Genomic DNA, 13448 nt, shown 5'->3' on the forward strand with positions numbered 1-13448 from the left:
CTACATCTGCCCATTTATATTCGTACGTTGCACCAAATGGAGAGTTTTTTAGTTAAAAAAAACCTCATTTTGATACACTACGGTGAACCTTACCATAAATTGATGAGGTTTACATTTAACGTTTAAATCATAGTTTACTAATCGGATAAGTAAGAATAGAATGTTATTTAGTTAAATAATATATCTGTCGATTGGACCACCAAAGACTACAATTCTTCTTCTTTTTAAAAGAGGAAGAATTGTAGTCTTTTTATTAGGAGGAGGAGAAGAATGGAAGAATACAGCTATATTTCTCATTTAGAGTGCCCAAAATGCGGAGAAACGTACGATGAGAAAAAAATAAATCAATTATGTATCTGTGGTACACCGCTATTAGTGCGCTATGACTTAGAGAAAGTAAAAGCAAATGTGTCACGTGAGGAAATTGCAAATCGCCCCAATAGCTTATGGCGTTATCATGAGTTACTACCTGTTCATGAAGAGGAGAATGTCGTAACGCTCGGTGAAGGAATGACACCATTTGAGAAACTCCCATCTTTAGGAGCAGAGTACGGGTTAAATAATTTATACATAAAAGATGAAGGTGTCATTCCAACAGGTTCTTTTAAAACTCGGGGTGCCAGTGTGGGTATTTCAAAGGCGAAAGAACTAGGTGTAAAACAATTAGCTATGCCAACAAATGGTAACGCTGGTGCAGCTTGGGCGTTATATGCGGCAAAAGCCAATATTAAAGCTACGATTGTTATGCCTTTAGATGCCCCGCAAATTACTCGCAAAGAGGTTTATATTGCTGGTAGAGACTTGCATTTAATCAACGGTTTGATTAGTGATGCAGGTAAGGTAGTTGGCAATTTAGTACAAAACCATGGAGTATATGACGCTTCTACACTAAAAGAGCCATATCTCATAGAAGGTAAAAAGACAATGGGCTACGAGATTGTCGAACAATTTGGATGGAAGGTCCCAGATGTTATTTTGTATCCAACGGGTGGCGGAGTAGGCATCATTGGAATTTATAAAGCCATTCTAGAATTACAACAATTAGGATGGATAGAGGATGTGAAACTCCCTCGATTAGTAGCCGTTCAGGCAGAAGGCTGTGCACCAATTGTAGAAGCTTGGAAAAAAGGCGAAAACGAATCTAAATTCTTCGAAAATTCAAAAACGTGTGCATTCGGTATCAATGTCCCTAAAGCTTTAGGTGATTCTTAGTCCTTGAAGGGATTTATGCAACAGAAGGCTGTGCGATTGCCATTTCAGAAGAGGAATTATTGAAGGCGCAAAAGCAAGTAGCTTCATTAGAAGGAAACTTCATTTGTCCAGAAGGAGCTGCAACCTTTGCCGCTGCAAAGAGTTTACGTGAACAGGGGTGGATTCATGCAGATGAGCATGTTGTGTGTCTCAATACAGGTTTAGGTCTCAAATATCCTGAAACGGTTGAAATAGAAGATGTAGAAACTCTTCAACCCGGCCAAGAAATTTTGGTCAATATTTAATTTTTAGTTGGTGGAGAAATAGACATAGAGGAGATACAGGTCCTAGATTTATATGAAGAGGATTTTAATCCTGTTCTAGTGTTTAACGAGCAAAAACGAAGAAGAGATATGCATACGGATCCTGGTGTACAGAAATATAGGAAACAGATTATGTGGGCTGACAAAATTGTTTTTATTTACCCAATTTGGTGGGGCAGATCTCCGGCAATGCTTATGGGATTTATCGATCAATTATTTGCCTCTAACTTTGCCTATAAAGATAAGAAGGGATATTTTCCTGAGGGGCTTTTAAAAGGAAAGTCCGTTGTATGTGTGTCCACCATGAAGGGGCCAACTCACTATCCATTACTATGGCTGAATAATGCACATAAAACCCTAATGAAAAGAGCCTTATTTAACTTTGTGGGAATCAAGAAAGTAAAGTTCTTTGAATTTGGGAATATGGAAAGTCCAAAGGGAAACCAAATGAAAAAGCTAGAAAAAATTCATAACTATTTCAGTAAAATAGACATTTAAGAAAAGTGAAAAACGTTTTGTTCCTTTTTATGATTAGAATCTCATTTATATAATATCGAAATATAATTACAAATCGTACTATAATGAAGTTGGAAGTACATTTAGGAAGGGGGTAGAGGATACTTTGGATGAAAGAAATTTAACATTAGCGAAACAACTACGTCATGAATTACACCAGCATCCTGAAATTTCGAATGAAGAGGTTTGGACAAAACAGCATTTAATTGATTTTCTAAAAAAGCATACCAAGCTTGAAATCGTAGATAGAGGCCAGTGGTTTTATGCGATTTATCGAGCCGGTGAAGATAAAAAGAACATTGCTTTTCGTGCAGATTTTGATGCGCTTCCCATGCCGGAAGTGATTGACATTCCACATGCTTCCAAGAATCCTGGGGTATCCCACAAATGTGGACATGATGGGCATGCTGCAAGCCTTGCCGGCTTTGCGCTGGAAATCGATCAAAAGGGTGCTGACAAAAACATCTTTATCCTTTTCCAGCATGCAGAGGAAACGGGAGATGGCGCTATCCAATGTGCCACGTTTATTAAGGAACATAACATTGAAGAAATTTTTGCCTTTCATAATATGAGTGGAATGGCTTTTCATTCCATCAATGTAATCGACGGAACCGCTCATTGTGCATCCAAGGGCATGACAATCCACATGGAAGGTTCTCCTGCTCATGCGAGCCAGCCTGAGAATGGAGTTAATCCTTCATTTGCTATTGCAAAGATTATAGATGCCATTCCAGAGCTGACCTCTCCTGCAAAAAATGAAGGGTTGGTACTTTGTACGGTTGTGCAAGTAAACATAGGGGAAAGAGCATTCGGTTTAGCAGCAAGTAAAGGTGAACTTCTCTTAACCATCCGTGCGCTGTACGAAGCAGAATTGGATAATCTTCAGAAAAACCTTGAAGATCTTGCACGTGAGCAAGCAGAAAAGTACGGACTGGAGATAAGCATCTCTTTCAACGACGAATTTCCGGAAACTATAAACCACAAAGAAAGTTCTGACAAGATCCGTAAAGTTAGCCTAGAAAAAGGATTTCAGTTGGTTGAAATGAAGGAAGCCTTCCGTGCCTCAGAAGATTTCGGCCACTACACGAAGTTGACGAAGGGTGCTATTTTCTACATCGGCAACGGTGAAAACTACCCTCATATCCATACCTATGAGTATGACTTCCGAGATGAAATCATCGAAACCGCAGTGGAACTCTTCACAGGACTTGCCGAAATATAGTATCCCGGAAGCGAACAGTGCCTGGCACTGTTCATGGAAGAGGCGGTGCTACATGATTCAATTGAACAGTATCCTGTAAAAGAGTTTTTGTTTTTTACCAATCAGATTTGAAGAAGGTTAAGCACCAGATCTGATAAATAGACGGAAAAATTCCGTTTATTTAGTAATTATCATTAAAAATAGCTTAAATAGACGGAGGGATTCCGCCTATTGACTCAAAAAATGAGAAAATAGGCAATTTAGCTATGCATAACCGGAAAACCTCCGCTTATTTACCCCGAAACGAGCTCCATTATGAAATTAACCGGAAAATATCCGCTTATTACTTTTGCTTAATTAAGAATAAGACTTCTTGTTATAAGGAAGTGAGATATCTTTTTAAAAGAACCTCATTTTGATGTGTCACGGTGAACCGTATCATAACTAAATGAGGTTTTTTCATGGAATAATAAATAGTCAAAAATGTGCAAATCAGTATAATAAAAACATAAGTAAAGAGGGCAGTTCGTTAGGAAATCAATTGAAACCTAACAATCTGCCCTTTTTTATGTGTGATTCGTTTATGCCTTTTTATCCAAATATCTTATGCCGCTTCCTGCTGAAAACTAGGATCATTGAAGTATACAACTTCAGAAAGAATGTTAGTGCCATTCATGGTATTCAGAGCCTCTCTTGCTTGTTCCTCAGTTTCGAATTCAAACATGGAAATAGTTGAATCTACATAACAAGTTATAATCCACATGAATATTTCTCCTCTTTTAAGTTATTTCAGCCCTGCAGACTGGACATTTTTATGGCTAAAGATATCGAATGCTGTATTATACATAAGGATGATTTAGCTGGAATGAAGTCCCTATTCAGTTTTTGAAGTAGTAATTACTAATTGATATGGACCAATGATAATGCAATAATGAAAATAAATAAAATTTAAAAAAATGATAACGAGATATAAAAAAAAATAATATGGTAGAATTTGGGAGGGAAAAGTGGATTATCGTGATTGGGAAATACTGAAGGTCCTCTATAGTCAGAAGAACCTAACGAAAGCAGCACGACTTTTGTTTATTACACAACCTGCTTTAACAAGCCGTTTAAAGCACATGCAGGATGAATTAGGTGTGAAAATAGTAACGCGTGAAAGCAGAGGGATTCATTTTACCCTAGAGGGAGAATATCTGGTTCAATGTGCCGATAATATCCTTGCTCAGTATAACAAAATAAAAGAGCATGTCCAGAATATGAGTATTAGCGCAGGTAATGAAGTTGTAGGGACATTAAAATTGGGTGTATCTAATTTTTTTGCGAATTATGAACTGCCTTATATTTTGAAGTTATTTAAAAGCCAGTATCCTCTTGTGGAATTTAAAGTAATTACAGGCTGGAGTAAAGATGTAAATAAACTTATACACAAAAAGGATGTTCATATCGGCTTTATTCGAGGTGACTATAGCTACAGAGGACTAGAGAAACATTTGTTATTTCAAGAAACAGTTTCTGTTACGTCGAGGGAATCGATTGACATTCTTGATTTGCCTAATCTTCCTAGAATTAACTATAGCGGAGATTACTTATTAAAATCATTAATTGATAATTGGTGGGCTGAAAACTATACACATCCGCCTTTAAACAGTATAGTAGTGGATCAGGTTGATACTTGTAAGGAAATGGTTATAAACGGATTGGGCTATGGCATCTTGCCCAGCCGAATGCTCAAGGATACAGAACAATTATATAAAAAAGATTTAACGGACCACAATGGAAATCCTATATTACGCAAAACATGGATGTATTACCATAAGGAATCCTTGGAATGGAATGTCGTAAAGGCTTTTGTAAATTTTATTGAGACATTGGAATTTATAGAGTGATCACCTTGAAAGAGCTTGGTTATTCCATGCTCTATTTTTATTAAGTGCGCAAGCAAATAAATGAGGTTAAAAATTATTGTAAAAATATCCATGATGAATTAGAAGAGATAGACAGAGCCATTTCAATTACGGTTTGTAAACCTTCTTTCATTTTCCTCTCCCATTAAGCGTGCAGCCAGTCATAGTACATAACTTCGCCTGTCTCGAGCACATAACGGAACGACTTCCTCTCACATTGATTTTCAAACAATTGTTCGAGATAGAATTCTTTTATTTTGTTGGTTAAAATGCCATAAAAGAAGGCTATTGGTTTTACCACCAGCTTGGTAGATTTCAACTTACGGACCAGCTGCTTAAAGGACTGAATAGCAATAGCGAGAACGTCCTCAGTATTTTGCGTACCCTCAAATCGAAATGCTGCGATTTGTACCATATGCCAGTATTCTTCAATCGTCTTTGCATCAGAAAAGAAGTATTTTACTAGCTGGACAAATGTCTGTGGAACTTTATCACTAACAAAAGTGTAATCGAGTTCAATCGGCGCTTGGTTACGTTTATTAATCTTTTTATTATTTGTTTTTAAAAGATTATTAGTTTCTTTAGGGTGGTCCAATTTATTCTCCTTGGGTGGTTCACTTTGTGGGAAACGATTAAAGCTGTATAAGTTGCTAGACTGTGATCCATTTTTGCGTTCAGTTTCATAGATGGTGAGGATTCCTAATTCTTTTGCTTTGAGGATCATCCGTTTAAACGTTGAGCGGGAGATACCGTTACCTTGATACTCTTCATTAATTGCTTTTAGTAACGTTCCAATCTTTGCATTACAAACACCAGGAACTTTTACAGAAAAACGAACCAGCCGTTTCAACCCGACCAATTCCCCCTTCGAAAACGCCTGCTTCTTCACTGCCAACCACATCTCTACATGTGTATTGAACTCTTTCACACTTTTAAACTGAGAATACCCTTCAAACCCTTCAATTCTGCCTGATTTTAAATTCATATAAATGCACCACCCTTTTCTACCCTTTATATATGGAAATAGAGGGCAAAAGGACAGGTTCGTTTGCAGAAAGTTGTTACAGAATTGTGTACTTCATAAGGACCAAAGGGACGGTTCTTCCGGCTTTTTTGGAAGGAGTTAATCATTGCAAACAGTGTCTGGCATATTTCGTATTTTCTATGGTGCAATGTATTCCTATATACTTATAATTAAATTAACAATCTTGAAAAGAGTGTGAAAGAGAATGACAGTATTAAAAAATGATTGGGCACCTTTATTAGAGGAGGAATTTGAAAAAACGTATTATCAACTCTTAAGGAAAAAACTGCAGGCGGAATATCAAACAAAGGTCATTTATCCGGATCAACAAGATATTTTTAACGCCCTCCACTACACTTCCTATAAAGATACGAAAGTAGTCATTATCGGCCAGGATCCTTATCATGGCCCTGGACAAGCTCATGGTTTAAGTTTTTCCGTTAAACCGGGAGTGAAAGTCCCTCCATCATTACGCAATATTTATAAAGAGCTGCAGGATGATTTGGGTTGCACGATTCCTAATCATGGATACCTAGTGGATTGGGCCAAACAGGGGGTTTTGATGCTGAATGCGGTGCTGACAGTCCAGGCTGGAAATGCAAACTCACATAAAGGTCTGGGTTGGGAGTTGTTTACCAATAGAGTCATAGAAATATTGAATCAAAGGGAGACACCTGTCATTTTCATCCTTTGGGGCAATTTCGCACAACAAAAACAACAGTTGATTACGTCATCCCATCACTTCATAATTAAATCTCCTCATCCGAGCCCATTTTCTGCCCATAGTGGCTTCTTTGGCAGCCGGCCATTTTCTAAAGCGAATATGTACTTGAGGGAAATTGGGAGTAATGAGATTGATTGGCGGATAAAAGATCTATAGGTAAAGGCAATGTTCCTACAAACCAATGGAACTAATTGATAAGTAATTTTTGGCAGGTGGGAAAGTTTTAGTCTTGGTATGTCTTATCGTTCTTCCATATTATCCTTTTACCTCTCATCCTATTTACAGCAATAGTTTTTTTACATAGAAATCTAATTCATTGGAAATTATGATACGGTCACCGTAAGTAAGTGAGGTTTGATAAATAGATAAAGGAATGGAGTGGTTTTAAATGAATCAATCTCTTCAGATGGGAGCAAATACAGTTTTAAGTTCGCCAAAAGGTAATGTTACTGTTAGGTACGAGATTTCTAATTCGATCGATATTTCTTTAACAGCTTTTCTTTTAACTGATTCAGATAAGGTTCAAGGAGATAGCGGGATTATATTTTATAATCAACCAAAGAGTGCTTCTGGTGTAGCTACCCTTATACCAACTGAGGTAGTAGGTAATGCAAAAGTACATAAAATTAATTTTGATATGAGTAAAGTCCCTGAAGGAATTACGAAAATAGCGATAACTCTTACAGAGGATAATAGCACGGGATTTTCAAATGTAAAGAATTTAAAGGCAGAGGTATGTACCGATAATACGATTATCCAGTTAACCCCATCTAGTTTCACAAATGAAAATGGAATCGTAGTATTAGATTTATATCTAAGGAATGGCCAGATAAAGGCAAAATCAATTTGGCGTGGGTTTGATTCTGGGCTTGAAGGGTTATGTAAAAATTACGGTGTGGAGGTTGTATCTGATGAGCAAAGCAAGCCTTCTGAACCTAAACCTATACAAAAACAAACCGCAAAAGAACCTGATACGCCTCAAACCGTTCCTGAAAATAACACGATGTCACTGATAAGCCTTGAAAAGGTAAAGGGTAAAATAAGTCTCGAAAAAGGCCAAAGACCAGTGATCATTGAAAAAACACCAGAAATTACGGCTACGGTATCTTGGAAGACTGGGACAGATTATGATATTTATGCTTTAGTCTATACAAAGGATGGTAAGCAAATAGATGTTGCGATGTTTGGGGCAAAAGGAACTCCTCCACTTAGAAGTTTTGGCAACGGAGCAGTAGAACATATGGGGGATGTTAGGAGAAATAGCGGATCAACTAAGACAGAAGTTATTAAATTAAGGTTAAATAATGATATTCTCGCAGTTGTTCCTGTGGTTTATTCTGCTCAGTCAAATGGGACAGGCTCATTCTATAGATACAAGGTGTCCATGAGTATAGATAATCATAATGGAACCTCTGTAACCATATCTGCAAAAAATGCAAATAATAATGATAGAATTTATTCTTGTGTACCCGGTATCCTTCATAATACACCAGAAGGAGTAATTATTAGTCCATTAGAGCTTTATAGTTCACCGAACTCAGAGCTTAGACCTAAACTTAGGATGGGATCTTCCAATATGGTAGAAGTAATAATGGATAAAGGACCAAAAAATGATTACAAGTAGAACTTATTAATAGGTGTAGGTTTCTAATGGATAATGCCCAGATTAATAAAAACCTCACATCACTATGACATAGTTTCATAAGCCCATGGCGGTAGGATCTTTTATTCTTCATCGAATAGAAGATCTTTTTATTTCTTCCCATATACTGTACAATTTTTATATATCCAAAAAATAACATTAACAGGACAGACATTAATTATATAGTCAGGGGAAAATCGATGGATACGGTTGAAAAGAAGTTAATTGTGAATTCCGATAAGGGGAACTTATTAAGAGAATTAGTAAGATCAATGAATGAATGTGATCGGTTCTATTTTAGTGTAGCTTTCATTAACTATAGCGGCTTGCAGCTTTTGCTTGATCCTTTAAAGGAAGCTGAAGAAAAGGGAGTCAAAGGAAAAATCATTACTTCCACTTATCTTAATTTCACTGATGCAAAGGCTTTGGAAAAGATTAAAGAGTTTAATAATGTGGATTTAAAGGTTTTTGTTACGGACAAAGAGATCGGCTTCCATACGAAAGCATACATTTTTGAGTATAAAGATAGCTATAAGGTGATTATTGGTTCCTCGAACATTACTCAAAGTGCATTGAAAAGCAATATTGAATGGAATGTAGAAATAATCACTAAAGAGAATGGCAGATTTATCCAGGATGTTTTAAAGGAATATGATTATCTTTGGAATATGAGTGAGGTTGCAGATCAAGATTTTATTAATAGATATGAAGAGTTTCTTAGGAGCTTTAAGGATACAAAGCAATCACGAAATTTGATCTATGAAAGTAAAAAATACATTGTCCCAAATAGAATGCAAAGAAGAGCTACAGAGAATTTAGAGAGACTGAGAAACTTTGGGGAGAAAAAGGCGCTTGTCATTGCAGCGACCGGTACGGGTAAAACTTACATGTCTGCATTTGATGTGAAAAGCTTTAAACCAAAGAGGCTTCTCTTTATTGTTCATAGAGAAGAAATCTTGAAAAAAGCAAAGGAAACCTTCGAGCTTTTATTACCAAATGAGGGGTTATCATTTGGTCTACTCACAGGTAACCATAAACAAAAAAATGTGGATTATGTGTTTGCCACTATTCAAACCATATCTAAATGTTTTCATGAATTTAAAAGGGATGAATTTGAATATCTGGTCATTGATGAAGCACATCATGCAACTAGCCCAACTTATCAAGCTGTATTAGACTACTTCGATCCTAAATTCACCTTAGGGATGACTGCAACGCCAGAGCGCAGTGACGGTTATAATGTCTTTGACCTTTTTGATAATAATGTGGCAATCGAGGTCCGCTTGCATGAAGCGCTTGAGGACGAGCTAGTTATTCCTTTTCACTACTTTGGAATTACAGATATTGAAGGTATAGATTTGAGTGATGTGAACATTGACGATATTGCTGAGATCACAAAAAGGTTAAAGGTTAACGAACGTGTTGATTTTATTATTGAGAAAATGGACTTCTATGGGCATGACGGTGAGAAAAGGAAGGGCCTAGGCTTCTGCGCCAGTATCGAGCATGCTCAGTATATGGCTAGTGAATTTAATAAAAAGGGCTATCAGAGTGTGTGTTTACACGGTGGAGATTCACCCGAAACACGTGAACGATTTATTAATCAATTAGAGAGCGACCATGACCAACTAGAATTTATTTTTACTGTTGATATCTTTAATGAAGGTGTTGATATTCCTTCTGTTAATACAGTACTAATGTTAAGACCGACTAATTCACCAATTGTATTTATTCAGCAGCTTGGTAGGGGTTTACGTAAGCATGCAGAAAAAACTTTCTTAACGGTTCTCGATTTTATTGGGAACCATAACAAAACATTCCTAATTGCACTAGCATTAAATGGAAGTCGTTATTATGATAAAGAAAGTTTGAAGGTAGCAGTTGCAACCGGATTTGCTAATATACCTGGGTGTACCCATATCCAAATGGATAAAATAACTCAGGAAAGAATATTGAATCAGATTGATAGCGAAAACTTTAATTCAATGAAGTACCTGAAGGAAGAGTATTTTGAATTTAAGAAACTCAATCAAGGTCGGATACCATTCTTACTATTGGATTATTTGAAATATGATGGAGCTCCTGATCCCGTTAAATTCATTGATCGGGAAAAAACATACGTACAATTTGTGGCTAAAGTGGAGAAGGATGATTATTTAAAGGAGCTTTTACAAAATGAGGCGTTTGAAGGTGCTTTAAAAGAATTGTCCAGCAAGCTTCCACTAAAGCGAATTTACGAGTTTGTAATTATTCGATATTTATTAGAACACGATGAAATAAATCTTGAAATAGCAAAGAAACAAATATTAAAGATGATAACTGAAGTTGATGATGATAGTGTTCTCCATGCCTTTGAGTGCCTGAATCAAAACTACTATGATAGTGTCCAGATAAAGAATAAGCCCAAATTAGTTCAATATAGCGACGACAAACTTATTAAGACTCCACTTTTTAAAGAGCTATTGGAAAATGAAGATTACAGGAAGTTTATTGAAGATATTATTACCTATGGGATTTTCCGATATGAAAAGGAATTTAAAGCTAATTACTACGGTGTTCCGCATTTTAAACTTTATGAGCAATATCAAATGATAGATGCAGCTTTACTTTCTAATTATCGTAAAATCCATAGTTCCTTTAGAGGGTCAGGATTGTTAGCAAATGGGAATGAGTATTTTCTATTTATTGATTTACATAAAGAAGAGGATGTTAAAGAAAGTATTAATTATAAAGATAAATTTATTAGTCCCCACGAATTCCAATGGCAATCAGTGAATAGTACAACCCAACAGTCTGAAAGAGGAAAAAATATTATTTTTAATAAACAACGTGGAGTTAATCTTCACTTGTTCATTCGTAAGTATAAAGAGATTGATGGTAAGACCGAGCCTTATATTTATATTGGTAAAGGTAATTCAGTCGAATTCGAAGGTGATAAGCCAATTACAGTATGGATGGAATTAGAAAATGAAGTACCAGCAAGTTTATATACAGAGTTTACAAAAAAGGTTTAGTCTTCTCATTTGAGAAGACTATTTTTCTTGAATTAACTGCTCCACAGCTGGAATATCCGCTGGTGCCCACTTGAGAGATTCAAGATTTTCTCTTTTTAACCAGATTAACTTTGAATGCTCACTCGGAGTTGGCGTACCCTCGATAACTTTGCAGTTAATTGATATCAAATTAATGATAAATGTTTCATATTCATGTATGTTGTCGTTAAAGATTTCTTTTGTTGTTTCAATTTTACATTCCAATTCTTCATCTATTTCTCTTTCGAGTGCTGAGTATATATCTTCATTTGCTTCCACCTTGCCACCTGGAAACTCCCACATATTAGGAATCGACATTTCTGGAGATCTCAGTGCACATAATATTTCATTATTTTCATTTTCAATAATAGCAGCAACTACTTTTACAAGTTTTTTCATGATAGCCTCCTAATGATATCTATATTCATAATAATATCATTTTTTTAAATTTGATTCTTTTAACAGGTTAATGGAGTGTGGGGTTTTTGACCAGCAACCAAAGTATAAATTTAGTTCAATCCCAAACAATATAGAAGAAAAATGGATTGAATAAAAAATTTATTCAAAGGGACTGAACAAGATGCTAGATGAGAAAAGCCTCATACATAAAAGTGAAAAAACTTTATTCACTTTCTCAATCATTCTTAGTGTTATAGCTATCATTATTCTATTTGTGTCGCTGATTGGGATTGCAATCTTTTTTGGACTGGCACTCGCTACGTTGGTTTCCCACGCTGTTTCAATGGCCTATATCCGTCTGAATGGTATTCAGCTTTCTGCCAATCAATTTGGTGACCTTTATAACAGGGTATCGGCTCTAAGCAAGAGGCTTGGGATTGAGGATATACCTGAAGTGTATATTATTGAATCAGGAGGAGCACTTAACGCCTTTGCATCCCGTATATTTGGGTTGTTTGGTAAAAACATTGTTGTCCTCTATTCTGATATCGTGGATCTGGTCGAGAACGGCTGTGAGGATGAATTGGAGTTTGTCATTGCCCATGAATTGGCACATGTGAAGAGAAATCATGTCGTGAAGCAGTTGCTTACTTTTTTGGCTATGTGGATTCCATTTCTAGGCGAGGCCTATTCGAGAGCTTGTGAATTCACAGCCGATCGAATGGCTGTTGCCTGTACGGAAAAGCCCGACAAAGCAATCCGGGCACTAACGGTTTTCGCAGCCGGTAAGTATTTATTTCGAGATGTGAACAAACAGGAATATTTGAATCAGTACAATGATAAAAAGGGATTTTTTATCTCTTTGACGGAGCTTTTATCTACACACCCTGCTATTCCGAGGAGAATTTTCGAAATTGAAGCTCAGATAGGGGAGAGTACGGTTGTACTAAAGAAAAAATCCAAAGCCGGAGTTTTTGCGATTCTTATTTCCACGATTCTTGCGGGTGCTTTAGTCATCTGGACGGGCTACTCACTAATTAAAGATGTAATCAATTTTACAGAGGAATTTTTACCATCAGGAGATTTGACTGCTGTAATGGAAGCCACTTTGAATGGTGATGCGGAAGAAGTTAGCCGGTTATTGAAAGAAGGGGCAGACCCAAATGAACAAGAGCCAGAAGGTGGAACGACTGCGTTAAATCTTGCAGCTGATAATGATCAATTGGAGGTAGCACAAATTTTATTAGAAAATGGTGCTGATCCTAACTTACCGGACAATTACGGTTACACACCATTGATGGGCGCAGTATTTATGGAAAACAAAGAGATGGTGCAGTTACTATTAGAAGCAGGTGCTGATCCTAATTTTGAAAATGAGGAAGCGATGTCTGCTCTTACTTATGCTGAGGATTTTGGATACACTGAGCTCGTGGAACTGATGACAAAAGGTAAAAATAAGTAACATCGGGGAATCCTATAGTGAATTAAT

General features: G+C 36.6%; 9 protein-coding genes and 2 pseudogenes. 8 read left to right on the forward strand and 3 right to left on the reverse strand.

Annotated elements, in window-relative coordinates:
• The first annotated feature begins 270 nt into the window (after positions 1 to 270).
• The 3 genes and pseudogenes from QNH48_RS03600 (at position 271) to QNH48_RS03610 (ending at position 3252) form a co-directional block, all read left to right on the forward strand.
• Positions 271 to 1496, forward strand: a pseudogene (locus tag QNH48_RS03600) (threonine synthase).
• Positions 1497 to 1520: 24 nt separating this feature from the next.
• Positions 1521 to 2012: pseudogene (locus QNH48_RS03605) on the forward strand (NAD(P)H-dependent oxidoreductase); the annotation flags it as partial.
• Between the two features lie 124 nt (positions 2013 to 2136).
• The gene (locus QNH48_RS03610) at positions 2137 to 3252 is read left to right on the forward strand and encodes a M20 metallopeptidase family protein (protein ID WP_283953792.1); all 1116 of its coding nucleotides are present in this window, start codon (positions 2137 to 2139) and stop codon (positions 3250 to 3252) included.
• Between the two features lie 583 nt (positions 3253 to 3835).
• On the opposite strand, the gene QNH48_RS03615 is transcribed toward QNH48_RS03610, so the two are convergent.
• Positions 3836 to 3994: an RNA-binding protein gene (locus QNH48_RS03615; protein ID WP_165979159.1), complete on the reverse strand. Its 159-nt coding sequence runs from the start codon at positions 3992 to 3994 to the stop codon at positions 3836 to 3838.
• A 244-nt stretch (positions 3995 to 4238) separates the two neighbouring features.
• Between QNH48_RS03615 and QNH48_RS03620 the strand changes: the two genes are divergently transcribed.
• Positions 4239 to 5120 carry a LysR family transcriptional regulator gene (locus QNH48_RS03620; RefSeq protein ID WP_283953793.1) on the forward strand — a complete coding sequence of 294 codons (882 nt, stop codon included), beginning with the start codon at positions 4239 to 4241 and terminating at the stop codon, positions 5118 to 5120.
• Positions 5121 to 5283: 163 nt separating this feature from the next.
• Here QNH48_RS03620 and QNH48_RS03625 read toward each other — a convergent pair whose 3' ends face one another.
• Entirely contained in the window at positions 5284 to 6123 is an 840-nt protein-coding gene (locus QNH48_RS03625; protein WP_283953794.1) for a hypothetical protein, read from the reverse strand.
• 244 nt (positions 6124 to 6367) lie between these two features.
• Between QNH48_RS03625 and QNH48_RS03630 the strand changes: the two genes are divergently transcribed.
• The 3 genes from QNH48_RS03630 (at position 6368) to QNH48_RS03640 (ending at position 11542) form a co-directional block, all read left to right on the forward strand.
• Complete coding sequence (locus QNH48_RS03630) at positions 6368 to 7042, forward strand: uracil-DNA glycosylase (RefSeq protein WP_283953795.1); 675 nt, start codon at positions 6368 to 6370, stop codon at positions 7040 to 7042.
• Between the two features lie 232 nt (positions 7043 to 7274).
• On the forward strand, positions 7275 to 8510 hold the full coding sequence (locus tag QNH48_RS03635) for a TerD family protein (protein ID WP_283953796.1): 1236 nt from the start codon (positions 7275 to 7277) through the stop codon (positions 8508 to 8510).
• 218 nt (positions 8511 to 8728) lie between these two features.
• Positions 8729 to 11542, forward strand: a complete 2814-nt coding sequence (locus QNH48_RS03640) for a DEAD/DEAH box helicase (protein ID WP_283953797.1) — start codon at positions 8729 to 8731, stop codon at positions 11540 to 11542.
• 18 nt (positions 11543 to 11560) lie between these two features.
• On the opposite strand, the gene QNH48_RS03645 is transcribed toward QNH48_RS03640, so the two are convergent.
• A complete protein-coding gene (locus QNH48_RS03645) occupies positions 11561 to 11959 on the reverse strand; it encodes a (deoxy)nucleoside triphosphate pyrophosphohydrolase (RefSeq protein WP_283953798.1) in 399 nt (132 codons plus the stop codon).
• A gap of 181 nt (positions 11960 to 12140) precedes the next feature.
• Here QNH48_RS03645 and QNH48_RS03650 point away from each other — a divergent pair, with 181 nt between their 5' ends.
• On the forward strand, positions 12141 to 13421 hold the full coding sequence (locus QNH48_RS03650; RefSeq protein ID WP_283953799.1) for a M48 family metallopeptidase: 1281 nt from the start codon (positions 12141 to 12143) through the stop codon (positions 13419 to 13421).
• Positions 13422 to 13448 lie beyond the last annotated feature (27 nt).

It is taken from the genome of Neobacillus sp. YX16, from assembly GCF_030123505.1.
In the GTDB taxonomy this organism is placed as follows: Bacteria; Bacillota; Bacilli; order Bacillales; family Cytobacillaceae; genus Neobacillus.